At 63.3% G+C, this 22,932-nt stretch carries 32 protein-coding genes and 1 other RNA gene; 8 read left to right on the forward strand and 25 right to left on the reverse strand.

What is annotated here, in order from left to right; translation table 11 throughout:
- Positions 1–59: 59 nt before the first annotated feature.
- Positions 60–428, forward strand: coding sequence for a hypothetical protein (locus ACWV14_RS22970; protein ID WP_455342707.1), 369 nt, complete (start codon positions 60–62; stop codon positions 426–428).
- Here the strand turns inward: ACWV14_RS22970 and ACWV14_RS22975 are convergent.
- The 18 genes from ACWV14_RS22975 to ACWV14_RS23060 form a co-directional block, all read right to left on the reverse strand.
- The gene (locus ACWV14_RS22975; RefSeq protein WP_455342708.1) at positions 392–1,663 is read right to left on the reverse strand and encodes a site-specific DNA-methyltransferase; all 1,272 of its coding nucleotides are present in this window, start codon (positions 1,661–1,663) and stop codon (positions 392–394) included. The genes ACWV14_RS22970 and ACWV14_RS22975 overlap by 37 nt on opposite strands.
- A complete protein-coding gene (locus ACWV14_RS22980; protein WP_455342709.1) occupies positions 1,660–3,063 on the reverse strand; it encodes a site-specific DNA-methyltransferase in 1,404 nt (467 codons plus the stop codon). Before ACWV14_RS22980 ends, ACWV14_RS22975 begins: the two co-directional genes overlap by 4 nt.
- Positions 3,064–3,392: 329 nt before the next feature.
- Complete coding sequence (locus ACWV14_RS22985) at positions 3,393–3,809, reverse strand: DUF6362 family protein (protein WP_455342710.1); 417 nt, start codon at positions 3,807–3,809, stop codon at positions 3,393–3,395.
- Complete coding sequence (locus ACWV14_RS22990; protein WP_295642998.1) at positions 3,802–4,011, reverse strand: hypothetical protein; 210 nt, start codon at positions 4,009–4,011, stop codon at positions 3,802–3,804. The genes ACWV14_RS22985 and ACWV14_RS22990 overlap by 8 nt, the downstream gene beginning before the upstream one ends.
- 1 nt (position 4,012) lies before the next feature.
- Positions 4,013–4,477 carry a crossover junction endodeoxyribonuclease RuvC gene (locus ACWV14_RS22995; RefSeq protein ID WP_295642995.1) on the reverse strand — a complete coding sequence of 155 codons (465 nt, stop codon included), beginning with the start codon at positions 4,475–4,477 and terminating at the stop codon, positions 4,013–4,015.
- A 140-nt stretch (positions 4,478–4,617) separates the two neighbouring features.
- The gene (locus ACWV14_RS23000; RefSeq protein ID WP_295642992.1) at positions 4,618–6,915 is read right to left on the reverse strand and encodes a phage/plasmid primase, P4 family; all 2,298 of its coding nucleotides are present in this window, start codon (positions 6,913–6,915) and stop codon (positions 4,618–4,620) included.
- Positions 6,912–7,166, reverse strand: a complete 255-nt coding sequence (locus ACWV14_RS23005) for a hypothetical protein (protein ID WP_295642988.1) — start codon at positions 7,164–7,166, stop codon at positions 6,912–6,914. The genes ACWV14_RS23000 and ACWV14_RS23005 overlap by 4 nt, the downstream gene beginning before the upstream one ends.
- Positions 7,163–7,900 carry a PD-(D/E)XK nuclease family protein gene (locus tag ACWV14_RS23010; protein WP_295642985.1) on the reverse strand — a complete coding sequence of 246 codons (738 nt, stop codon included), beginning with the start codon at positions 7,898–7,900 and terminating at the stop codon, positions 7,163–7,165. Before ACWV14_RS23010 ends, ACWV14_RS23005 begins: the two co-directional genes overlap by 4 nt.
- Positions 7,897–8,397, reverse strand: a complete 501-nt coding sequence (locus ACWV14_RS23015) for a DUF6511 domain-containing protein (RefSeq protein WP_295642982.1) — start codon at positions 8,395–8,397, stop codon at positions 7,897–7,899. The genes ACWV14_RS23010 and ACWV14_RS23015 overlap by 4 nt, the downstream gene beginning before the upstream one ends.
- Positions 8,394–9,248 carry a P63C domain-containing protein gene (locus ACWV14_RS23020; RefSeq protein ID WP_455342711.1) on the reverse strand — a complete coding sequence of 285 codons (855 nt, stop codon included), beginning with the start codon at positions 9,246–9,248 and terminating at the stop codon, positions 8,394–8,396. Before ACWV14_RS23020 ends, ACWV14_RS23015 begins: the two co-directional genes overlap by 4 nt.
- 10 nt (positions 9,249–9,258) lie before the next feature.
- A complete protein-coding gene (locus ACWV14_RS23025; RefSeq protein ID WP_295642976.1) occupies positions 9,259–9,885 on the reverse strand; it encodes a hypothetical protein in 627 nt (208 codons plus the stop codon).
- A 5-nt stretch (positions 9,886–9,890) separates the two neighbouring features.
- A complete protein-coding gene (locus ACWV14_RS23030; protein ID WP_455342712.1) occupies positions 9,891–10,739 on the reverse strand; it encodes an ATP-binding protein in 849 nt (282 codons plus the stop codon).
- Entirely contained in the window at positions 10,736–11,218 is a 483-nt protein-coding gene (locus ACWV14_RS23035; RefSeq protein WP_455342713.1) for a hypothetical protein, read from the reverse strand. Before ACWV14_RS23035 ends, ACWV14_RS23030 begins: the two co-directional genes overlap by 4 nt.
- Before the next feature lie 11 nt (positions 11,219–11,229).
- Positions 11,230–11,493: a helix-turn-helix transcriptional regulator gene (locus ACWV14_RS23040; RefSeq protein WP_295642967.1), complete on the reverse strand. Its 264-nt coding sequence runs from the start codon at positions 11,491–11,493 to the stop codon at positions 11,230–11,232.
- Between the two features lie 85 nt (positions 11,494–11,578).
- The gene (locus tag ACWV14_RS23045) at positions 11,579–12,535 is read right to left on the reverse strand and encodes a hypothetical protein (RefSeq protein WP_295642964.1); all 957 of its coding nucleotides are present in this window, start codon (positions 12,533–12,535) and stop codon (positions 11,579–11,581) included.
- Entirely contained in the window at positions 12,525–13,961 is a 1,437-nt protein-coding gene (locus ACWV14_RS23050; RefSeq protein WP_295642961.1) for a hypothetical protein, read from the reverse strand. Before ACWV14_RS23050 ends, ACWV14_RS23045 begins: the two co-directional genes overlap by 11 nt.
- Positions 13,962–14,063: 102 nt before the next feature.
- Positions 14,064–14,915: a hypothetical protein gene (locus ACWV14_RS23055; RefSeq protein ID WP_295642959.1), complete on the reverse strand. Its 852-nt coding sequence runs from the start codon at positions 14,913–14,915 to the stop codon at positions 14,064–14,066.
- The gene (locus ACWV14_RS23060; protein ID WP_058719261.1) at positions 14,916–15,194 is read right to left on the reverse strand and encodes a helix-turn-helix domain-containing protein; all 279 of its coding nucleotides are present in this window, start codon (positions 15,192–15,194) and stop codon (positions 14,916–14,918) included.
- A gap of 227 nt (positions 15,195–15,421) precedes the next feature.
- On the opposite strand from ACWV14_RS23060, the gene ACWV14_RS23065 reads away from it, so the two are divergent.
- Genes ACWV14_RS23065 through ACWV14_RS23085 form a run of 5 tightly spaced genes read left to right on the forward strand, consistent with a single transcriptional unit; the run spans position 15,422 to position 18,294 of the window.
- Positions 15,422–15,613 carry a hypothetical protein gene (locus ACWV14_RS23065; protein WP_295642956.1) on the forward strand — a complete coding sequence of 64 codons (192 nt, stop codon included), beginning with the start codon at positions 15,422–15,424 and terminating at the stop codon, positions 15,611–15,613.
- Positions 15,613–16,065: a DUF2924 domain-containing protein gene (locus ACWV14_RS23070; RefSeq protein WP_013246687.1), complete on the forward strand. Its 453-nt coding sequence runs from the start codon at positions 15,613–15,615 to the stop codon at positions 16,063–16,065. The genes ACWV14_RS23065 and ACWV14_RS23070 overlap by 1 nt, the downstream gene beginning before the upstream one ends.
- Entirely contained in the window at positions 16,062–17,450 is a 1,389-nt protein-coding gene (locus ACWV14_RS23075) for a recombinase family protein (protein WP_295642947.1), read from the forward strand. The genes ACWV14_RS23070 and ACWV14_RS23075 overlap by 4 nt, the downstream gene beginning before the upstream one ends.
- Positions 17,450–17,821: a site-specific recombinase resolvase gene (locus ACWV14_RS23080; protein WP_455342714.1), complete on the forward strand. Its 372-nt coding sequence runs from the start codon at positions 17,450–17,452 to the stop codon at positions 17,819–17,821. Before ACWV14_RS23075 ends, ACWV14_RS23080 begins: the two co-directional genes overlap by 1 nt.
- Positions 17,818–18,294, forward strand: a complete 477-nt coding sequence (locus tag ACWV14_RS23085; RefSeq protein WP_295642943.1) for a LacI family transcriptional regulator — start codon at positions 17,818–17,820, stop codon at positions 18,292–18,294. Before ACWV14_RS23080 ends, ACWV14_RS23085 begins: the two co-directional genes overlap by 4 nt.
- Here ACWV14_RS23085 and ACWV14_RS23090 read toward each other — a convergent pair whose 3' ends face one another.
- Genes ACWV14_RS23090 through merT form a run of 3 tightly spaced genes read right to left on the reverse strand, consistent with a single transcriptional unit; the run spans position 18,295 to position 19,178 of the window.
- Positions 18,295–18,516 (reverse strand): GDCCVxC domain-containing (seleno)protein, encoded by a 222-nt coding sequence (locus ACWV14_RS23090; protein ID WP_162077709.1) that lies wholly within the window; start codon positions 18,514–18,516, stop codon positions 18,295–18,297. It lies immediately after the preceding gene.
- A complete protein-coding gene (merP, locus tag ACWV14_RS23095) occupies positions 18,513–18,797 on the reverse strand; it encodes a mercury resistance system periplasmic binding protein MerP (RefSeq protein WP_295642940.1) in 285 nt (94 codons plus the stop codon). The genes ACWV14_RS23090 and merP overlap by 4 nt, the downstream gene beginning before the upstream one ends.
- Before the next feature lie 12 nt (positions 18,798–18,809).
- On the reverse strand, positions 18,810–19,178 hold the full coding sequence (merT, locus tag ACWV14_RS23100; RefSeq protein WP_455342715.1) for a mercuric ion transporter MerT: 369 nt from the start codon (positions 19,176–19,178) through the stop codon (positions 18,810–18,812).
- 42 nt (positions 19,179–19,220) lie between these two features.
- On the opposite strand from merT, the gene merR reads away from it, so the two are divergent.
- Positions 19,221–19,628, forward strand: coding sequence for an Hg(II)-responsive transcriptional regulator (gene merR / locus ACWV14_RS23105; RefSeq protein WP_295642936.1), 408 nt, complete (start codon positions 19,221–19,223; stop codon positions 19,626–19,628).
- 1 nt (position 19,629) lies between these two features.
- On the forward strand, positions 19,630–19,965 hold the full coding sequence (locus ACWV14_RS23110) for a YnfA family protein (RefSeq protein ID WP_455342716.1): 336 nt from the start codon (positions 19,630–19,632) through the stop codon (positions 19,963–19,965).
- A 268-nt stretch (positions 19,966–20,233) separates the two neighbouring features.
- Here the strand turns inward: ACWV14_RS23110 and ssrA are convergent.
- The 4 genes from ssrA to ompA form a co-directional block, all read right to left on the reverse strand.
- Positions 20,234–20,618: a transfer-messenger RNA gene (gene ssrA, locus ACWV14_RS23115) on the reverse strand.
- A 12-nt stretch (positions 20,619–20,630) separates the two neighbouring features.
- Positions 20,631–21,302 (reverse strand): phosphoglycolate phosphatase, encoded by a 672-nt coding sequence (gene gph, locus ACWV14_RS23120; RefSeq protein WP_454903885.1) that lies wholly within the window; start codon positions 21,300–21,302, stop codon positions 20,631–20,633.
- Positions 21,299–22,018 carry a bifunctional 2-polyprenyl-6-hydroxyphenol methylase/3-demethylubiquinol 3-O-methyltransferase UbiG gene (gene ubiG, locus ACWV14_RS23125; RefSeq protein WP_454903887.1) on the reverse strand — a complete coding sequence of 240 codons (720 nt, stop codon included), beginning with the start codon at positions 22,016–22,018 and terminating at the stop codon, positions 21,299–21,301. Before ubiG ends, gph begins: the two co-directional genes overlap by 4 nt.
- A gap of 128 nt (positions 22,019–22,146) precedes the next feature.
- Entirely contained in the window at positions 22,147–22,797 is a 651-nt protein-coding gene (gene ompA / locus ACWV14_RS23130) for an outer membrane protein OmpA (RefSeq protein ID WP_422087613.1), read from the reverse strand.
- Positions 22,798–22,932 lie beyond the last annotated feature (135 nt).

The following is a 22,932-nucleotide window of genomic DNA, read 5'->3' on the forward strand; positions in this document are numbered from 1 at the left end:
TCTCAATCGAACAGCGCGTTACTACGGGTGTCGCAACGATCAACCCCAAGGAGCCAGAGATGAACACCAACCAGCAAATGCCCGCCACCCAGAACGATGCCTGGGGCTTTTGGGGCACGATGAACGAACACGCCAGCACCGCGTGGCCCCTGGCGATGACCGCCATCTCCGACGCTACCGGTCAGCCCCTCGAATCAGTCCGGGTCTTCCTCGACAGCCGCCACGGACGCCACTTTGCCGACGAGGTACAAAACGGGCTGTACCGGGGTCAGCCCCTTGCAGATGCCATCAACGCCGCCACCCGGCAGTGGATGGGCTGGACGATTGGCCGCCAGACCAGCAAGGAATATGGCATCCCGCGCGGTTTGCCCTACCTGACGGGCTTTGTGATTCACTGCGAGATCGCCGAGGAGTCGCTCGCCGCCTGATCATCGAACAGCGCGCCATCCGAATCGCGGGTGGCTTGCTTGCCAGTCCATTCCTGCCAGCGGCGCACGATCACGTCCACATACTTAGGGTCGAGTTCGATCAGCCGTGCCAGCCGCCCTGACTTTTCGGCGGCGATCACCGTCGTGCCGGAGCCCCCGAACGGGTCGAGCACCACGTTGCCCGGTCGGCTCGAATTGCGGATCGCGCGCTCGACCAACTCCACCGGCTTCATCGTCGGATGCAGGTCGTTCTTCTGCGGCTTCTTGATGTTCCAGACGTCGCCCTGGTCGCGGTCGCCGCACCAGTGACGCTGCGCGCCCTCGGGCCATCCGTACAGGATTGGCTCGTACTGGCGCTGGTAGTCGGCCCGGCCCAGCGTGAAGGTGTTCTTGGCCCAGATGATGAACGTCGACCACTTTCCACCGGCGGCACGGAACGCTGCCTGCAGCACATCCAGTTCGCTGGACGACATCGCCACGTAGATGCCGCCCCGGCAGTTCCCGATGGTCGGCGTCAGCGCCGCCAGCAGGAAGTCGTAGAAGCCGTCGCCGAGGTTGTCGTTCAGGATCGCGCGATCCTTGCCGCGCATCTTGTCCTTGGCGCTGTTGGCGTAGTTCACGTTGTACGGCGGGTCGGTGAAGACCATATCCACCGGCTCGCCATCGAGAACCCGGTCGTAGCTCTCAGCCACGGTGGAGTCGCCACACAGCAGACGGTGGCCGCCGAGCAGCCAGACATCGCCTGGACGCGAAACCGGAGTCTCGCTGACCTCGGGTACCGCATCGTCATCGGTTTCGCCTTCGGCATCCGGCTCGTCGCCCGCCATCAACTCGGCGAGCGCATCGGCATCGAAGCCGGTCAGCGACACGTCGAAGTCGTCGTCCTGGAGGGACGCGATCTCGATGCGCAGCATCGCGTCGTCCCAGCCCGCGTTCTCGGCGATGCGGTTGTCCGCGATCACCAGGGCCCGACGCTGTGTCGGGCTCAGATGATCCAGTACGACCACCGGCACCACCTCCAGACCGAGCTTATGCGCAGCAGCAAGCCGTCCGTGCCCGGCCACGATGACGCCGTCGCTACCGGCGAGGATCGGGTTGGTAAATCCGAACTCGGCAATTGACGCGGCGATCTGCGCCACCTGATCGTCCGAGTGGGTGCGCGCGTTGCGGGCATAGGGCAGCAGCTTGGCGGTCGGCCACTGCTCGATCTTGTCGGCAAACCAGGAGGCGGTCATTGCTCTACCTCCGTGGTGGCCTGACGTTCATTGATCACCTCGTCGAACGACTGGCCTGTTGCCAACAGCGTCACGGGCACGCCGGGATGGTTCTGCTGGAAGCGCTTGATGGCGACATCCACGTACTCCGGCGCGATCTCAACGCTGCGACACACACGACCGGTGCGCTGAGCGGCCAGCATCGTCGTGCCGCTGCCGCCAAAGGGCTCGAACACGACGTCGCCAGCATCCGAGTAGGCCTCGATCACGAATTCCGGCAGCGCCACCGGGAACACAGCTGGGTGGTCGATGTCCTGACCGATCTTGCCCTTGTGGCGCATCACGCGGATCACCGAGTCGGGAATCCGAGTGTCCTGCGTCGGTTGACCCGCATGCGTCCAGCCGCCGACTTCCCCGTCCTTGCTGCGCATCGCCGTGGACGATCCGTCAGCGCGCAGGTGCGACTCCTGGCCCGCATGCTTGCACGGCACGATCTTGTTGGGCTTGCGGCTGGTGCGGTTGAAGTGAAAGACGAACTCGAAGCTCGGCGCGAAGCGACCGGCCCAATCGCCAGGCATGCCCGGCCCCTGGTCCCACACGTACCAGGCGAAGCGCCGCCAACCCTGCGTGCGCATCCAGCCGAGCCAGGCGTCCCAGTAGGGCACGAACTCGTTGTCGCGGTGGATGAGGCCGAGGTTCACCAGCACCTGCGCGTCGTCGGCCATCGGCAGTTGGGCCAACACGCCGCGCATCAGCGCATCCCAATCGGCGATGCCGCCGGTCGTGTAGTCGCGCTGGTTGCCGTAGGGCGGCGATGTGAAGCACAGCCGCGCGCGCTCGCCCTGCATCAAGGCGGCGACCACGCCCGAGTCGGCGGCGTCGCCGCAGATCAGGCGGTGCGGACCGAGCGCCCAGACATCGCCGGCACGAGACACCGGGACCGCCGGGGTCTCAGGGACGTCGTCAGCAGCGTCGTCGCCTGCCTGTTCCTGCTCGCCGTCGCCGCCCGTCGTCTCGTCGGCCAGCAGCGCATCGATCTCGGACTCGTCGAACCCGGTCAGCGCCAGGTCGTAGCCCGCTTCGGACAGCTCAGCCAGCTCCAGCGCCAGCAGTTCCTCATCCCACCCAGCTTCGAGCGCGAGGCGGTTGTCGGAGATGACGTAGGCGCGCTTCTGCGCCGGCGTCAGGTGGCCCAGCTCGATCACCGGCACCTCGTCGAGACCGAGCTTGCGGGCAGCAGCGAGCCGTCCATGCCCGGCGATGACACCGTTGTCGCCATCGACCAGCACCGGATTCGTCCAGCCGTACTCGACGATGCTGGCGGCGATCTTGGCCACCTGCTCATCGGTGTGCGTGCGTGGATTGCGGGCGTAGGGAACCAGCGCTTCGACCTTGCGGTACTCGACGTTGAGCGTGTTCAAAATCGATTCCTCAAAAAGAAAACCCGCCGACGGAAAACCGTGGGCGGGCTCGTGATGGGTGCGGACTGGCGGGCGCGTGCAAACCGCAAACCCTGCAAACCTTGGTTTGCAGTCGGACGCTAGGCGAATGCCGCGCTCGCGCCCCCCGCATTGCGATTTGGGAAGGAAGGACCCCTTTTGCCTGGGCCTATTGCCAAGCGCTCGGCCTCAACCGTCACCGCTGTCCAGAAGATAGCCGAAATACTACCCCCGACCGGGCTGTTTTGTTGCAGGGCTGCCGGGCCTCGAAACGGACAAGCAAGGCAAAGCAAGGACAAACGCGGCAAGCGTTACCCTAAATTGCCCACGTTTTTGGAAGGCATCCGCACGCCTTCGTTGTTGAGGTTCGCGGTCACGACCTCCATTGCCCGCTGCCAGCGCCGCCACGCAGTGGTACGGTCGCAGGCAAAGCGGATGGTGATGTCCCTCCAGCCGTAGCGCTTGGCCCGCATCCACACAAGGTGGCGCTGCTCGACCTCGAGCCACTGCACCCAGCGCATCGTCTCCAGCATCCGGTCAATGGCCTCGGGGCTTGGTGGGAAGGGTCGGTACACCTTCTCGTCGGCAGCAAAGGCTTCCCATTCCTTGCGAACGAAGGCGGGCCAGCAATTGAAGTAGCCCTGCACACGTACAGGGGGCAGGCGTCGTCCGGTGGTGGCGGCCTCCTCGAAGCGTGCTGCCACGTCGTCGGTTGTCCACTCAGCCATGACGCGTCCCTCCCAGCCCGTACAGGCGTTCACCAATGCGTCGCACGATCTCGCGTTCGATGAAGTCCAGACGGTCGTCGGACGCGTTGACCACCAGGATGTGTTGATCACGCCAGCCACGTTCCTTGATGACGTCCAGATCGGTGGCTTGTGGCTGCAGCCGACCAAGGGGGCAGCGGTATTGGGGTGTCGGAACCTTCACGTCACACCTCCTGCGTCTCGACTGCCCAGTGCAGCAGGGCCAGTGCGTCGGCTTCGTTGTCGTCGACTGGGGTGTGACCACGCTCGCGGACGGACGTGATCATTTCGTCCTTGCCCGCGTTGCCTTTGCCGGTTGCGTGCTTCTTGATCGTGCCGACCGGAACGCCCTGGTAGGGGATGTTGTGATGTTCACACCACGCAGTCAGGTGCCCCATGAATCCGCCGTAGGCGTGCGCCGCGTCAACGCCAGCGTGCCTCCGAACTTCCTCGAAGAACACCGCGTTGATGTGATTGCTGACCGACAGCAGTTCGTTGAGCCAGCGCTTGAATCGAAGGAAACGCATCCCGCCGCCTTCAAATCGCTGCGGCTTGAAGTGCTCCGTGCCGCTGGTGATGGTGCCGTCCAGGTGCTGCAGAGCCCACCCGGTGTGTGTGCCCAGATCAAGGGCCAGGATTGTCGTGTTCATGCTTTTTATCCTTTCGCGCTTCTGTCTGACGCAGCCGACGCAGTCAGTCGAAACACTCCATGAGGTGCGCGTCACGCACGCGTGTAGAGAGTTACGAGGAACAGCGTCAGCTGCGTCAGACGATGCGGTTTCCATAGAGATCAGTTGTCGGCATAAGGCGTGTAGGCGGCCGTGGGCGGGGTCTTGAGCCCGATCCCCTGAAACCCGCGCACGCCCATGCCGTTGCGCCACTTCTCCACGCCCCTGGTGATGAGCAGATCGGAGAAGCGGCGTTGCGAGCCGATGAATTCACCCGCTGCCTCGGCCCACAGCTTCCAGTCGTTGAACAGTTCGGCAGTCAAAGACTTCGCAGTGGCCACACGAACGCAGCGCTCATCCAGCCACCGGCCCAACGCGTCCTCGGCTTCGAAGTACTCCTCAGTGGCGTCGACGACTTGCTGCGGGAGATCGAGACGTCCCAGGCGTTGCCAGTCGAGGCATCCCTGTACCGCCCAGGCCAGGATGCCGTCGCGCTCGGCCAGCAATTTCTGCTGCAGGTGCTTGTCTCGTCGCTCGGGCGGCACGGTGATCGTGAAGGGGATCAGGTGCAGCCGTCGCTTCATCGCCTCGTCAATGTTGCGAATGGCAGGCTTGTGATTGCCCGCGACGAACAACTTGAATTGAGGGAAAAACTCGAAGAAGTCCTGCCGCATAAAGCGCGCAGAGATCTTGTCGCCCCCGGTCAGGTTCTTGACCTTCGACTCTGCCCAGCGCCGCCCCTGCTCGGTCTCAATTGCCGCCACGAAGCGCGCCCCACGCAGACCGGCCATGTCGGTCGGATGCCGGTCGGTGCGCGTTTCCATAAACGTGTCCATCGGCGCGTTGGTGGCGTAATCGCCGAGGATGGTGGCCAACGTGTTCACGAACACCGACTTGCCATTCGCGCCAGTGCCGTACAGGAAAAATAGGGCGTGCTCCCGGGTAGATCCGGTCAGCGCGTAGCCCACCATCCGCTGCAAATAGACCTGCAGCTCCTTGTCACCACCCGTGACCTCATCGAGGAACTGCCGCCAAGTTGGGCAGTCGCCACCGGGTGTGGCCGTGGTGATCTTGGTCATCCGGTCGGCGCGGTCGTGTGGGCGTAGACGTCCGGTCTTAAGGTCGACGACGCCACCAGGTGTGTTGAGCAGCCACGGATCTGCATCCCATTCGTCGGTCGTGGCCGCGTGCCTGCGATCCGCCCGTGCCAGCCGTTCGACACCGCCCACGGTGCTGGATGCCGCAAGTTTGGCCGCGACCTTGGGGTTGTTGGCGTTGATAGCAGCGTGACGACAGACGTGGCGGATGAGATCGGCGGCAGCCAAGGTGTCCTCGGTGCGCCAGCGGAGACCATCCCAGACCAGCCACCGACCCCAGCCCGCGACATAGCGCCAGTCGCGGTGATAGCGGCGCGTGAATGACAGCGCCAGCGCGTCCTCGGTGCCCCATACCGAGTCCTCGATTCCGCCACCAGCGCTTGTCGGATCGCGCTCGGGGTCGTCCGATATGAGATGCATCTGAAGGCGCGGGCCATGAGCAATGAAGCCCGCGACATCGAAGCCTTCGTTCTTGGCATCGGCCGCATCCCAGCCATCAGCAGCGTCCTCGGGCGGGTACAGGATGTAGCAGGACTTTGCACCAGCCAGCAGCAGCGCCTGGGAGGCTCGATCCGCGTATTCCCAACCCGGCTTGTCCTTGTCGGGCCAGATGAGCACAGATTTGCCTGCCAGCGGCGACCAGTCGGTTTTGTCAACCGGCGCGTTGGCTCCGTGCATCGCAGTGGTGGCACAAATGCCAAAGCCGATCAGCGTCTGTGCGCACTTCTCACCTTCAACCAGGACGACTGTGTCTACCGACAGGAGCCCCGGCTGGTTGTAAAGCGGACGTGTCTCAGGCGGAGCCATCTTGCGTCGCTTGGCATCCCACGGCCGGAACTCCTTCTTGCGACCGGGTGGGTCGTAGCGGTAGACGACCGCAATCAGCTTGCCTGTGGCGTCCAGGTAATCCCACTTGGCCGTGGCTGGACCGAGATCGTCGACCGGTACTTCCTTCTTGACTTTACGCATCGGTAGCGACCGCGAGCGCCCGAGCAGGTCAGCAGCGGCGTCCAGCACGCGGGGAAAGTCGCTGTGAACGTCGATGCCGCAGTAGCCGCCGATCAGCGCATAGATGTCGCCGCCTGAGTTGTCGGCACGATCCGTCCACAGACCGACCTTCTCACCTTCGAGCACCACCTCTAGGCTGTCACCTGGACTGCCGAGGATGTCGCCGATCAGGAACTTGCCACGGCGCTTCTTGCCAGCCGGAAACATCGTGGTCAGCACCGACTCCAGTCGCGCCAGCAGTTCGGTGCGAATCTCGTCTCGTTCAGACTCCCTGTTGCGCTCCGCAGATTGGGTTGTGTCGTTGAAGTCGATCATTCGGCTCCCTCGACAGGTGCGTCCGCGTCCTGGACATCACGGCCCTGGACGGCGGTGGTAAGCGTGGCCCACGCAGAGAGATCGGACAGGCGGTAGCGCACCAGACCGCCCATCAGGTAGTGCGGAATCCGGTACTTGGTGCGCATCGCGTGATCGGCGAACCAGTAGTACGGCAGGCGCAACGCGGCGGCCGCCTGCTTGGCATCGATCATCGGCTCGATGCCGGTGGCCGGGGTGTTGTTGTCGGTCATGCTTGTGTTCTCCAGCAGCGGTCTTGCCACGCGCACATCCGGCACTCGAAGTGGGTCGGATCATTGAAGGCGCGCGGCAGGAGTTCGCCTGCTTCGGTGGCCGTGATGACCTTCACCGCCCGATCCGACATGCGCTGGGCCAGGGCTGCGTCAAAGGGCACGGCCTCGGTGTAGATCTCCATCGTGTCGGCGTTGAGCGCCGTGAAGATCGCCGGGTGCTCGTGCAGTTCGAGATAGGCTTGGTAGATCGCCACTTGCGCGGCGTAGACGGGCTTGGCCACGGCGAGCCGGTTCTTCTCCAGCTCGCGCCAGGACTTCGAGCCCAAGCACTTGTTTTCCCAGAGCGCCGGGTAGGCAAAGCCCTCCGGGCCATCGACGATGACACCGTCGATGTGGCCCTGCAGACGGCCATCAGCCACGCAGAAGCCAAACTGCTCGCCATCGGCCCTGCGGGTACGCAGGTCGAAACCGGCGTCGCGCAGCCACGCGACCATGCAGTCCTCCATGACGTGGCCGCGCTCGAAGATGCGTAGCATCCGGCCCGGGGTGTCCCGGCCGTGATCGACGGGAGCCTTGGCGTACTCAAACTGCAGCGCACGCTCGCAGGCAGCGCCCAACCGCGAGGCACCAAGGTACTGGCGCTCGGACTGCTTGGCTCGGGCCCGCTGCATCCCGGCGTCGACCAGCGAGGTAATCTGCCCCGAGATGCTCGACGTGGAGTTGAAGTCCATCATGGCTTCTTCCCCTTCGGTTCTTCCCAAGGCAGGTCGTCCTCCAGATCCGCGAACGGATTGGCTGCACTCGGAGTCATGGGATCGGGCGTCTGCGTCATGCCGCGCACGGGCGGGTACTTGCTCGCCTCGTGGTGTTCAACCATCGCCTCGGTGTAGCAAGTGACGATGGCGTCGATCACCTGCAGCGCCTCGGCTTCGGAGTAGTTGCCCAGCGGTTTGGTGAAACCGATCTCGCCCGCCGCCTCGCCGAAGGACTTGAGGCACTTGCGCATGGCGGCCAGCTCGATATCAGAGGGATCGATCATAGTGACCCCCTTGATGTCGGTGCGACCATCCTTGGCGCGCAGCCAGTTGCCATACATCGCGTGGAACGCGGTCTGGCAGCGCTGCGAGCAGAACACCCAGTCGATGGGGTAGCGCCGAGGATCGCCGACACCGTGTCGGTTGTCGGTGTGACCGAATCCCCGGGCCTGTCGTTTGCAGACCCAGCATTTCACGCCACCTCCTCAAAGTCTTCCGCGAGCAGGCCCAACTGCAGCGAGCCGCCTGCGAAGGCCGCTTCGCAACGGCGGTCGAAGTCGCGGTAGCAGGTTGAGCTGCGCGCAATCGCGGTCACCGCATGAATCTGCGTTTCCAGACGTGCGAGGCCCTGATCGGACAGCCACTGGTGGTGCTTTTGCGAGATGCCCTTGCGAGCACGGATCTCGTCAATCAGCGTGGCGGGCAACACCGGCCCATAGACCCAGCGCTGCGTGATCTGGCCAACAACGTGGGGCGGGTTCTGGTCGTGGCCCTGGTACTTCCAGCCAAACAGCCGGTAGAGGGCGCGGTAGTAGTCCGGGTGGAAGCGGCGCTCCCACGAAGAGCACGACTGGCGCAGCAGCTTGGAGATCAGTTCCTGCAACGCGTCAGGCGCGCGGTGGTACTGGTAGCCCGTCGCCTCGTCGATCAGCGCGACCTCGCCGGTGGTGGCCAGCGCGCGCATGATCTTCATGCAGTTGGGCACGATGCCCTGGCGGGCCTTGTGCAGCGTGCCGTTGATGGCGGCGCTGACCACCGCCGACGCGACGTCCGCAATGATCCCCGCCGGGAAGAACTGCGCCTGCCGACCTGATGGCAACAGAATCGGCTCACGAGTTTTCTCCAATGCCGACAAGGAGTTAGGCGCGAAATCGGCCAGAAACCGGGCAAATCGGCCACCCTTGTGCGTCTCGTGGAAGCCCAGCAGCTTGGCCAGTTGGCGACGAACGTAGCCGCGCTCGCCGCCCTTGAGGACGACGGCCTCGCATTGCAGATCGCCGAAACGCACGACGCCGTAGTGGCTGGCAGTGAAGACGGTTGTATTCATGGCCGCTTCCTCACTGAGCCCAGGACGGTTTGCCCGTCACTGGCGCGCGTTGCGGGGTAGGCGCGGCGTAGGCAGGAGCCGCTTGCGCCGGAGCGCCGGAGTTGCCACCGCCCGGACTGCCCTTCGGCGGCACGCCCTTCAATTTGGCGTAGTCGGGGTGATCGGGCTCGACTGCCAGCTTGACCACGTTGCGGTCTTGGCCCTTGGCGTCCTTCTCGATGTCGACGCGCGCCAGGAACTCCAGACCATCCAGTTCGGCGAAGCCATTGATGCGGCGCGCGGCGGCGGCCTGCGGGCTGTTGTCCTGCGGGTGGACGTTGCGAGCACTGTTGAGCGCGGCGCGGATGAAGCTGCGCCCCATCTGGCCCCAGGTCGGACCCTTCTTCGAGAGAAGTCCGACGTTGCTCCACATCTTGCGTTTGACATGGTCGCCAGCGGTGACCACGAACTCGGCGGCCAGATAGATAGAACCTGTCTCGAACGACTCGGTGGCGTAGCCGCCACCCCAGCCTTGTTCGGGGTCGTCATAGCCACCCGGTTTGATGGTCATGCGCACCGGCACGACGGTGCCCTTGGGGATCAGATCGAAGCCGGATTGCTGAGAGTCGGCGTCATTGAAGTCATTCCATGCGGTCATTGCGATTACTCCTGAGATTCGATGTGTGCGGGGTTGGCGGCGCTGGCGGGCGTGGGAACTGCGCCCGCGCACTTGGCGATCAGCGCGCCGAGATGCGGCGGCTCCAGCAGGTCGAGACGACCGCTGCGGTCTTTGGCCGGGAAGCCGTAGGGATTGACGGTGTGCGTGACGAAGGCGCGGTAGGAGCTACCGTCCTCGGCCTTGATCTCGGCCAGCGTCACGACCTCATCGACGATGCCGGGCAGCTCCAGGCTGGTCTTGCTGCCTTCGATCTGCGGGACGAACACCTTGCGATTGAAGTCATCCAGTCGCTCATCGAGGATCGCCACGAACACCACGTTCTTGCCACGGGCGTGCTGCAGGTGGGTCAACGCGCCGATCATTTCCTGGCCGAGCAGCCCGTAGGCCGCGCGCAGATCGGGCTTGCCGGAACGATCACTGACCGCCCCGGGCTGCGTCTTGCACCACGCAAAGCACTGGCGAGACAGTTGCGTGATCGAGTCGAGGAAGAAGGTCTGGTAGCGACCGAGCTGCGTCGCATCGCCAAACTTCTCGATGACGTGGTCGTAGTGCGCCTGCGAGAACGCGCTCTCCGGCGGTAGCGACTTGTCGGGGCCTGCGAGGAACACGAAGAAGTCGCGGCTCTCGGGCCAGGACGCCGGGCGGATGGTGTCGCCCGGCCAGTCGGCGACAGCCAAGTCGCCTGCCTCGATGTCAAGGAACAGCGTGGTAGCGGGGTCGAGGTCTTTGAGCCGGGACGTCTTGCCGATGCCGGACTTGCCCAGCATCAGCAGCTTCACGCCCTTGCGCTCGGCCATCCGCTCGACGGCGGACACGATGGGTAGCCTCTTCATGCCTCACCCCCATCGGTGCTCAGGGTGAAGGACGGCTTGCCGGAATCGACTGTGCGGGCGGCCGCGAACTGCTGCTGCAACGCAGGTGGCCAGTTGATGTACCGGGACTCGGACACTGAGAGCTTGACGTCGAGGTAGCCCTCGACCTTCTCGCCCGAGGCCACGATGCGCTCGGCGATTTCGCCCAGCTGCTTCTGGTTCCAGCTGACCTTCTTGGGCAGCTCGAACTTGATGTGCAGCGGGCCATCGCTGATGTGGGCGGTACCGAAGTCACGGCCGGATTCACGCAGCGCGGCGCGTGCCTGCTCGCCGTAGCACTGCTCCAGCGCCGCGTCGAACTTGGTGCGTGCCTTCTTGAGCCAGTCGATGGCGGCGTCGAGGTTCTTGTCGACCTCGCGCTTCTGCGCGGGCGGCAGCGCGGCCAATTGGCTCACAGACATCTCGGCGATGTCGACAGGGAAGATGGTCAGATCGCTCATGGCCGTCCTCCTCACTGGTACGCACGAGTGAAGCTCGAGTAACGCGAGACGCGGCGCTCGAAGGCTTCGATTTCGTGCAGGAGGTAGGTGACCCGGCGACCGAGCTTGCAGTAGATCGGGCCAAGCTGCTCTTGACGCCAGCGGCGCAGAGTCTTGACGGAGAGCCCCCAGCGGATGGCGAGCTCGTTTTCGTCGAGCGCGATGCAGGCTGCACCGCCGGGATTCATCCGGCGGGGATTCCGACCGGATTCGATTGATGGAACTTGAGTTTGCATTTCGATGTGCCTCCTAGATGAAATGGGCACATCGAAGTCTCCGCACGGGTTTATGGCCCGTGTCTGGTTTGATTTATGGGCGCGTTTATGTGTTGCGTCGCAGTCGGTATTTGCCGCGCTTGACCAATGCGATCACGTCCTCGCGTTCAGCCTTTCCGCCGAAGGCGTCATCGAACGACTGGTAGCCGGTATTGGCGATCCTGTTGACCTCGGCCCAGGACACCTCTGGCGCGTTCTTCCCGTCGGCACTCCACATCTGCTTGACGATCTTGGCGCGCTCCGCAGACAGCTCACGCGACTCGGTGAAGTGGGGCAGCTTCAGTCGATTGCCTTGGAAGAACTCAACCGGCTCTGGCGCACCGCTGGGCGTGACGTAGCCACGCAGCACCCTGTCGAATGCGCTCGCGTCGAAAACGTCCTGGCCGTCGTCCACGCGAACGAACTCGTCCAGCACGCGCATGACATGGTCACGGGGCAGATCAACGGGATCTCGCTGATGCCGCAATACGATGCCGCCACGCGACCAGATTGGGTCGCTCAACACCGAGGTCATCGCGGCAACAGGAGCACGCTCCCACGCTCTGGCAACGAACACCGGGGCAAAGTCGTGTGTGCAAGCGATTCGTACTTCCCCGAGGTGCCACAGGTGGCCCGGCACGCGATGTCGACGGTCGGATCGTCGTCGATCTTCGATGCCGATCAAGGATGCCAAGTCGGCGAGCCACGCATCCACTTGGAAGGTATACAGCGCGATGTCGGCAAGAGGTCGCTCAACCGTTCGTGACCGCTGCTGGGGACTGCGGTACCGGTACACCGCCGCGTCGTGATCGATCTCAACCTCGACTTCCTGCTCAGAATCCAGGACGGGCACCATCAGATGTGTGAGGTAGTCCTCTTCCGTGATCCATCGTCGCTGCAGAAACGTTGGTCTGCATCGCCCGAGCTCGGCCGCCCTGACGCGGGAATCGACCCGGGGCAGCCGCTCCAGCGCTGCCAGAAAGCTCAGATGTGCCGACTTCGCGGTAGCGTCATCAGAACTCACGGAGCACCCCAATTCGCGTGAGCTGTTCCAGCACGCGCTTGCGGTCATCCTCGGTCTTGCTCTTGTCGTTCAGGCCGTTCGGCGACGTGATTTGGACAGCAACGTTGTGGGCCTTGCGGTGCGGCTGTTTGGCCATTCGGAACACCAGCTTCACCTGCGCCAGCGTGTATCCCGTCAGGTCGTCGATGCCATAGTCGTCATAGGCGACCTGATAGATCTGGCGGGTATCACGCCGATCCTTGCCGATCAGCATCGTGCTCGACAGGTGCTGGATCAGATCACGCCCATTGGCGGCGTCGGTGGTTTGCTGCTCGAAGGGCCGGGCGACTTTGATCTGCAGGATCGAGATTTTTTCAATGCCCGCCACACGCTCCTGCTCAATGCGCTTGAGCATCGCTGGTGTCGAGAAGCCGAACAGGTCGAACTCGCGCATCGGCATGTCGTTGATCTCCCCGTCGCACGCCAAAACGACATCGCGGAAGATGGTCGCCAGTTCACGGCGCACCTCACGGTCTTCGCAGAACACACCGAGCGCACCGGTGCCGGGCTCCCACGAGAAGCTGGCCGACATCGCTGCAGGTTCTTCGTGCTCGACCACCTCGCCGTTGGCAACCTGCCGGAAGTGCGCCGTCGATCCGTTGAAAGTTGCAGTCAGGGTGTGCAAGAGCACGGGCGCGACCTCGTCGGTGTCTTTGCCGCCGCAGCGGTCGGCATGCGCAAGATCACGGCGCGTGAACTGCTCGATGAGGATTTGGTCAGAAGCCACTTGCGGGAACAGCGCCGAAATGCGCCCGCGCAACACACCCTCAACATCGGCATCAATGCTCGGCACCACGCCTTTCGGGCCGAGGTAGTGGCTGGAGTAGTTCTCGCTCTTCCACTGGCGATGCATCACCTGCAAGCGCTCGGCGTTGTCGAAGCGCTGATCGCGCTTGGCACCGACCTCCGGAAAATCCTGCCGCAGACAGAGGTGCAGGGCCCGGCTATACCGGTCACTGGGCGTGGCCAAGACGGCAGCGTCGCTGGCGTCTTGGTCGTCAAGGAGGGATTGGACGGCCTGCGTGCCGTATTCGTCATCGAGCAGCACCACGCGCTCGGCCGCACGCTCGATGTGCTGCTGGACGTCCGAGCCAAGTTTGGCGACGGCGTGGAACATCGCCTTGCGGGACTGCACCGCGAGGATGCCTTTGGCCGCATCCGTCAGCGCTGCCAGTTCCGGCAGCGAAGTGGCGCTGGCACGTTCGACCAGGAGCAAGGCGAGGCCGGGACGCTTGGCTTTGCGCACCACGGTGACGAAGTGCTCCATGCACGGCAGGATTTCCGGGCCATCGTCCGATTGACGGGGTCGCACCTGCTTCGAGGACTGCTGCTGCGCGGCAGTCGACTCGTCGTGTTCCTGGGCGGTGATCTGTTCGTCTGCTGGCATAGGCAATTTCCTTTTCTAAACGAAGTGCGCGATTGCGCGAGTGGTTAACTGAACGGTTCAAAAAATGCCGACACGCGGTCGGCGGCGAGATGAAGGCGTTGATCAGACGATCTTGGCCCCCGGCTTTAGAAGACCATAGCGCTCCATCCGTACCTGGATGAAGCGTCGGTTGACGCCGAAGCGCTTGGCCACGGCCTTCTGCAAACATTCGATGTCGAAGAACCCGATATCTCCATCAGCCGTCAGGTGAAGGCAGGTGCCGGGCAAATCGGGATCAAGCGACGGGCTGCGGTGGATCGTCACACCGTGTTTCGGAGCCAACTCTTCGACCGCCAGATTCAGGCGTTGGCGCGGCACCAGCAACGACCCCATGAACTCGTTGGCACGCAGCTCGGCGAAGTATTCTTCCTTGGTGGTGTGGCCTGGAATTGCCAGAGAGGGGCTCGCAGCCGCCTCGACGACGGGCTGGACTTTCGCCAAGTGCTCCACGTCACGGGTGGTCGTGCGGTAGGCCCGCCGCGCCGCGTCGCTGGGCTCATCGAACAAACCCGGCCCCTTGCTGGCATCCACGATCCATCCTGGCGCATCGAAGATGGCGTGGCCGAGCTCGTGCCCGAGGGTGCTCAGTACCAACTCCTCGCTGGCGTTCACGCCAACCGGTGACACCGACACCATCGCGGTGTCCGGCACGCCTGGATCGTACTCACAGATGCCCAGGACAGGGTTCCCGCGCTCGTCATGCACGACGTCACCGGTGCCGACGAACAGGTCGAAGACCACGCCGTTGATCTTCAGGCCGGAGATGGCGCTCAGGGTGGCGAGCGAGATGGCATCGGCAGCAGCATCCACCAGTTGCTGGCGGGCCAAGACGGCGATGCCCTCAATCTCGGAATTCTTGATGTAGCTGGGGCGTTTTCGGTCGCAATGCCGGTAGCCAAGAGTCAACACCGGCATTCACTTGTCCCCCGTCGCTTGCTTGCGATACATCCGTACCAGGCCCCCCACGTCGTCGCGCATGTCTGGCGGAAGGCGGCTGGCCTCAACAAAGGCGTCGTCGACATTCTCGCCAAGGATTTCTGCCGCCTTGCGGATCAGCTCGTCCTTGGGCGGCTTCTCGATGTCGCGCTCTATGCGCGACCAGTAGGCAGGGGAGATGTCCAGCTGCCGGGCGAAGTCATTCATCTGAATGCCCTTCGCCTCCCTCTTCTGTCTGATGTAGGCACCAAATGCCATGTTGTGACCCAATTGCGTGATTAGTTAATTGACGCCATCGTATCGAGCAGATCGGCGCCTGTCAACTGTTTCGTTAACGCGCAATCCGGTTCCCTGCCAGACAGGCACCACAGGCCTGCCGGGGCATCGAGGCCACGCCACCAGGTGTGCCCGATTACCCGGAATTGCCATCCGCTTCGGAACATCGCGCACATCATCTGTGACGGTTGCAATTCCTCGGAGCCGTCATGAAGAACCTCGAACTCGCATCTCCCTCGGAGATGTCCGCCAGCGCCCGCGCTGGTGAAATCACCGCCATCCTTGCGGCCGCCATCGTCCGCACCGTCGTCGCAGAAGCGCCAAAACAGAGAGAAGTTGGCCTTGGCTTCCTGCCCGACCAGCGCGTTCATACAACCCCCTATCAACAGGAGAGTTTGTGATGAACGAGAAACAAGCATCAGTCGCCGCGCGGATCGCGGAGCTATCGAGCCTGCCCATCGCCGAGTTGTGGCCAGTGTGGGATCGGTACTTCAGCAGCCGCCCCATCAACCCCAACCGCGTCTTCATCGAGTCGCGCATCGCCTACAAGATGCAGGAGGAAGCCTTCGGCGGTCTGGCGCACAACACGCGCCAGCGCCTGGAGGCCATCGGTGCCAAGCATTCCAAGATCAAGCTGCGGGCACGGCCGCGCGACACCAACTTCGCGCCCGGCACGGTGCTGCTGCGCGAATGGGGCGACCGCGAGCACAAGGTGGCGGTCACCGCCGAAGGTCTGTTCGAGTACGAGGGCAGCACCTTCAAGAGCCTGACAGCCGTGGCCCGGCAGATCACCGGCACGCACTGGTCGGGGCCACTGTTCTTCGGCCTGACCGGCAAGGCAGGTGCGCAATGAGCGACGCCACCCAAATCGCCTCTCCCAAGGCACGCAAACGTTGCGCCGTCTACTGCCGGGTGTCGTCGGACGAACGCCTTGACCAGGAGTTCAACTCCATCGACGCGCAGAAGGAGGCTGGCCACGCCTACGTCGCCAGCCAACGCGCAGAAGGATGGATTCCGGTGGCCGACGATTACGACGACCCCGGCTTCTCCGGCGGCAACACGGACCGGCCGGGGCTAAAGCGCCTGATGGCCGACATCGAGCGCGGCCAGATCGACATCGTGGTGGTCTACAAGATCGACCGCCTGACGCGTAGCCTTGCCGACTTCTCCAAGATGGTCGAGGTGTTTGAGCGCCACGGCGTGTCGTTCGTGTCGGTCACGCAGCAGTTCAACACCACCACCTCGATGGGTCGGCTGATGCTCAACGTCCTGTTGTCCTTCGCTCAGTTTGAGCGCGAGGTCACCGGCGAGCGCATCCGCGACAAGATAGCCGCCAGCAAGCGCAAGGGGATGTGGATGGGTGGCGTGCCCCCCCTGGGCTACGACGTCGACAACCGCCTGCTGGTCATCAATGAAACCGAGGCGGCGGTGGTGCGGCGCATCTTCGAGGAGATGTTGACCATCGGCTCGCCCACCCAGATTGCTGCCAACCTGACTTTGGATGACATCACCACCAAGGCCTGGACGACGCAGGACGGTCAGACGCGGGCGGGCACGCGCATCGACAAGAAGTACCTGCACAAGCTGCTGCGCAACCGCATCTACCTTGGAGAGTTGTCGCACAAGGGCAGTTGGTACCCAGGTGTGCATCAGGCCATCATCGATCCAGGACTGTGGGGCCGGGTTCACGAGGTGCTGGCCAAGGATGGCCACACCCGGTCGGTCGAGACCAAGATCAGGTCGCGCACCGACGCGTTGCTGCGCGGCCTGCTGTACGCACCCTCGGGCGAGCGGATGTACCCGACCTACTCGCGCAAGAACGGGCGCAAGTACCACTACTACGTGTCCAAGTCGGAAGCGCGGTTCGGCGCGCCGGGCAAGGGCTACGAGCGCCTGCCTGCGCTGGAGATCGAGGGGGCGGTGGTGGCCCAGATCCGCACGGTGCTGACCAGCCCGGAGACCGTGGCGTCGGTGGTGCGGCACATTCAACGCAACGGGGCCCAGATCGACGAGGCCACCACCGTGATGGCGATGGGACGCCTCAACAACGTGTGGGATCAACTGTTCCCGGTCGAGCGCCACCGCATCGCCAATCTGATGATCGAGCGCATCGACCTCGTCCACGCGGGCGAGGTGCAGGGGATCAAGGTGAAGTGGCGTGAGGTAGGTTGGAACGCGCTCATCGAGGAGTTCGCCCCGGACAGCATTGGTGCTGAACTGCTGGAGGTCGAAGCCTGATGGACGAGTCGATGGAAACCTTTGTGCCCCTAACGTTTCGCCGCCGGGGCGTCCAACGCGTGGCTGCCGACGACCGGCACATCCACGACGTGACACTGCTCGACGGTGTGGCACGGGCCTTCTACTGGCAGCACCTGCTGGACACCGGCGCGATGCAGAGCGGGTCGGCCATCGCCCGCGCCGAGAAGCTGCACCACTCGGTGGTCAACGAACTGCTGCGCCTGACCCTGCTGGCCCCCGACATCATTGAGCAGTTCATGGCGGGCAAGCAGCCACGGCGGCTGACGCTGATGTGGTTTCAGCGAAACCGCCTGATGGTGGACTGGCACGCCCAGCGCCAGCTCATGGCCAGTTTTGAGGAGGATGTGTGAGCAAGAAGCATCGCGGCCACGCCAGGGGCGACCCAGTGACGTATCAGACGCCGCTGCCTGCTGGCGGCGTGCAGATGGAAACCTTCCTGCCCTGGACGTTGGTGCGCAGGGGTTTGAAGAAGCAGGTCATCACGCCGTTCGACGCGCCGCAGGAGTTCCTGGACGAGGCCCGCCGTGAGCGGCAGGTTCGCGAGATGGCGCAGGACACCCCCTTGATGCGGGCACTCGGCCTCGCGCACCACTGGCAGCGCCTGCTGGACGACGGACGGTTCAGTTCGATCACCGAGATCGCCGAGGCAGAGGGACTCGATCTCGGTCGTGCAAGCCGGATCGCCCGATTGGCGCAATTGGCACCGGACATCGTGGAAGCCTGCACCACTGGCGTGGCTGCGCACTTGACATTGGAAAGCGTCGGGCGACGCGCCAACCCGCTGCGATGGGACGAGCAGCGCGAACGCCTGCGGTTCCGGTGATCAACCGGCGCAGCAACTCCCCTTGCCGCGCTCCTGAATCGGCGGGCACGGCACGGTGCCGTAGGAGCAGTACACGCAGCAGTCGCCCTGCTTAGGTTTGAGTACGGCGTGACACTGCTCGCACTCGTAGAACCACTGGCAGGCGTCTGTGGGCATCGTCTCGGTCTTGGCGTGGCCGCACTCGGGACAGGTCAGCGTCGATTCCAAGATCACCGCAGTCACTTGGCACTCCCCACCACGGTCGAGGGGTACCCAGCATCCTTGGTGGCGCGCTTGAGAGCCTCGACGTCGGTCTTCGCGTCATCGAATGTCACCTTGGCTTCGCGGCTATCCAGATTCACGTCGGTCTTGCTGACGCCCGACACTTTGGTCAGAGCCTTCTTGACCGTGATCGGGCAGGTAGCGCAGTTCATGCCGGGCACGGACAGCGTGACGGTCTGGGTCGCAGCCCACAAGGGCGAGGCGAAGGCGGCAAATGTGGCCAGCGCAACAAGCTTCTTCATGACAACTTCCTTTCAGTAGAACCAGGGCGCGATCAGCGGGAATCCGAGGGCGAGGACCACCAGCGCCACCACGATCCAGAACAGCACCCTGTAGCTGCGGTTAACCGATGGCAGCGCACAGACCTGCCCCGGAGCGCAATCCGTGGCCGGTCGCCAGATGCGACGGCAAGCGAAGAAAAGCGCCACTACCGCCGCGCCGATGAACAAGGGCTGGTAGGGTTCGAGCAGCGTCAAGTTGCTGATCCAGGCTCCGGAAACGCCGAGCGTGATCAACACCAACGGGCCGAGGCAGCAGGTGGAGGCCAGGATGGCGGCAAGCCCGCCAGTCAACAGCGCGCCGCGTCCGCCGCCTTGTGTCTCTGTTGGTCGATCTGTACTCATGGGTTAAGCTTACCTCCGTACCTAAGTACGGAGTCAAGCACCATGAGCGAACCACTTGAAACACTGACCATCGGCGTCCTGGCCGATGCCGCCGGGGTCAACGTCGAGACGATCCGCTTCTATCAACGCAAAGGCTTGATGCAGGAGCCCGACCGGCCCCTGGGCGGCATTCGTCACTACGGTGAGCCGGATCTGGCGCGAGTGCGCTTTATCAAATCGGCCCAGCGCCTGGGATTCAGCCTGGACGAGGTCGGGGATTTGCTGAAGCTTGAAGATGGATCGCATTGCACCGAGGCGCGCGAGCAGGCCGAGCACAAGCTGGCAGACGTGCGAACACGGCTTACCGACCTGACGCGCATCGAGCGCGTGCTGGCGGATCTCGTAGAACGCTGCTGCGCCACGAATGGCAATGTCCGCTGCCCATTGATCGCAGCATTGCAGGATGCATGACATGGAACTCCTGAAAGTCGCTGTGCTGTTTGCCGTGACCGCTGTCGCCGAGATCGTCGGCTGCTACTTGCCATGGCTAGTCATCAAACAGGGCAAATCCGCGTGGCTGCTGATTCCCGCCGCTCTATCGCTGGGACTGTTTGCGTGGTTGCTCACATTGCACCCCACTGCGGCGGGACGTACCTACGCGGCCTATGGTGGGATGTACATCGCCGTGGCACTCGTGTGGCTCCACTTCGTTGACGGCATTGCGCTCACACGCTGGGATCTGGCCGGAGCAGGTATCGCGCTGGCGGGCATGGCCCTCATCGCACTACAGCCCACGGCAACGGCGTAGTGATCAGACAGTTTTTGCTCTCGGTCGCCTGGTCTTGACCAAGTGAAAACTACAACCCGAGGACTGCAAACCCGCGCCAGTGCAGGAATCGGGCAGTTGACCGGTCAAGAGGCCGGCAGAGAACAGAGAGGGAAAGACGGGGAAGTCGCGGCCGGAAAAGGGCGCAATCGCAGGTTGGCGGTCAAGAGGCCGAGGCGCGAAACCGCGCCAACACAGGGGGAACGGGCAAAAAAAATCCCAACCGGATAAGGGTTGGGATTTCACATTATGGTGGAGCTGGGGGGATTTGAACCCCCGTCCGCAAGCCTTCATCGCGCAGTTCTACATGTTTAGTGATCTGATTTAAGTCTCGCTTCCGGAACCGCGCAGTCACACGCTAAACCGGACGCCAGCACCCTATTTTCTCGCCTCGACCCAAGGTACCCGGATCGAAGCCAGCCCATGTAATTATCCTTGTAGCCGGGAGGTCAGGATTGCTCCAGACCCCCTTGCCCAGCCCATCGGCCAACTGTTACAAGGCTCACTGGCAATTAAGCAGCGAGTGCGAAACGTTCGTCGTTTGCAGTTAGTTTGTTTGAATCTGTTTTACGAGCGCATTCAGCTCGACATGCCCCGCTGCGACTCCGAACCCACGTCGAAACCAGTGCAGCCCCAAGCGAACCATTTTAGGCGCTATTGAGTAACTTCAAGAGCTCCATGGGCGAAGATATTGATGCGTCGGCCTTCCAGAGGGCCGAATCGGCTTGCGAACCCATGTAGCCGTAGGTGGCGGCAACGGTGCGCATGCCTGCTGCCCGACCCGCGATGATGTCCCGCTCGTCGTCGCCGACATACATGCAGGCATCGGAAGGCACGCCGAGCCTGCGTGCGGCCTCGTGCAGCGGCTCGGGATGCGGTTTGGCGAACGGCGTGGTGTCGCCGCTGATCACCGCGCCCGCGGTCTCGAAGAGCGAGATAGCACGCGTCAGCGGATCGGTGAATCGCATCGACTTGTTGGTCACGACGCCCCACAGCAGCCCCTGCTCGCGCAGCGCCCCGATCAACGCATGAACGCCGTCGAACACCTGCGTATTGAGCAGCATGCGGCGCTCGTAGGTCACGAAGAACTCTTCGCGCAGTTCGTCGAACTCGGGCGACTCCGGCGTGATGCCGAAGGCCACGCCGAGCATGCCCCGCGCACCGGCGCCCGCCATCGGTCGATATCTTTCGAGCGGATACGACGCCAAGCCGCGATCGGTACGCATCTTGTCGGCCGCGGCACCCAGGTCGGGGGCGCTGTCGATCAGCGTGCCATCGAGGTCGAACAGCACGGCTTGTGGCTTCAGGACCCTGCTCATGCTGGAGTGCCCGGCTTCTGGGTGGCGAACATGTAGTTGACGCTGGTGTCGCCACTGAGCCAGTAGCGGCGAGTCAACGGGTTGTGCTCCATGCCCCGGGTGTGCCGCAGGTCGAGCCCGGCGGCCCGGCAATAGGCGGCCAGTTCGCTGGGGCGGATCAATTTCGCGTACTCATGCGTCCCACGCGGCAGCATGCCCAGCACGTATTCGGCGCCCACTATCGCCAGCATGAAGGACTTCAGGTTTCGGTTGATGGTCGAGAAGAACACCCATCCGCCCGGCTTCACCAGGTCCGCGCAGGCCTGGATCACCGACGCCGGTTGCGGCACATGCTCGAGCATTTCCATGCAGGTGACGACATCGAAGCTCCCCGGCTGCTCGGCGGCCAGAGCCTCGGCGCTGATCTCGCGGTACTTCACGCCGCGCGTACCGGCTTCGAGCGCATGAAGCTGCGCCACCTTGAGCGCCTTGCCGGCCAGGTCGATGCCCAGCACTTCCGCGCCCTTGCGGGCCATCGAATCTGTCAGGATGCCACCGCCGCAGCCGATATCGAGCACTCGGCGCTGCGAAATAGGCGCAATACCGTCAATCCATTCCAGGCGCAATGGATTGATTTCGTGTAGCGGTCGGAATTCGCTTTCCAAATCCCACCAACGGTGCGCGAGTTCTGAAAACTTGGCCAGTTCGGCCGGATCGGCATTCACGTTTTCTGTCATGCAGTGATTATGAAACGAGCTATGCCCGACAAACCCAGAAGAGGCTTTGTTGAATGAGCCGCCAAGAATTCGCGGGCATAAAAAAACCCCGCCGTAGCGGGGTTTTCATGATCGATGGAATCGATTGATTAGTTGGCGCGGGTGCCGACCACTTCGATTTCCACGCGACGGTTCTTGGCGCGACCTTCCTTGGTCTTGTTGTCAGCCACAGGCTGCGACTTGCCCTTGCCTTCGGTGTAGACGCGGTTGCGTTCGATGCCCTTCGAGACCAGGAAGGCCTTGACGGCTTCGGCGCGACGGACCGACAGACGCTGGTTGTAGGCAACCGTACCGATCGAGTCGGTGTGGCCCACAGCGATGATCACTTCGAGGTTGACGCCACGGATCTTCTCGACCAGGTCGGTCAGCTTCGCGCGACCTTCAGGCTTCAGAACCGACTTGTCGAAGTCGAAGAAGGCGTCAGCAGCGAAGGTAACCTTCGAAGCGGCGACTTGCTGGGGAGTCGGCGGAACCGGAGCAGCAGGCGTAGGCGTCGCAGCAACCGGGGCGGCAGGAACCAGAGCACCGTCGCAACCAGCAGCAGCCGTTGCGGGCGTCCAGTTGGCATCGCGCCAGCACAGTTCATTCGTGCCGTTCTTCCAAACCAGTTCGCCGGTGCCGTTTTGCCAGTTGTCGATCGTAGGACCGCCGTCCGCAGCGGTGACACGGGTCTGCGCGCCGGCGGCAGTGGCGAGCGCAGCGACTGCAAACATCATCGCCACTTTATTCAGTTTCTTCATGGTTCTCCTCTTGGGGAAAAAGCCGCAGCCGCGCTGCGAATCAAGGACGCTTTAAGTGACCACCACCCAAAACGTTGAGGCGATTGTGCCATAGGGTCTTTGGCAAACAGGCCGCCGGACGGCCCCGAAGCGTAG

Source organism: Variovorax durovernensis, from assembly GCF_977011995.1.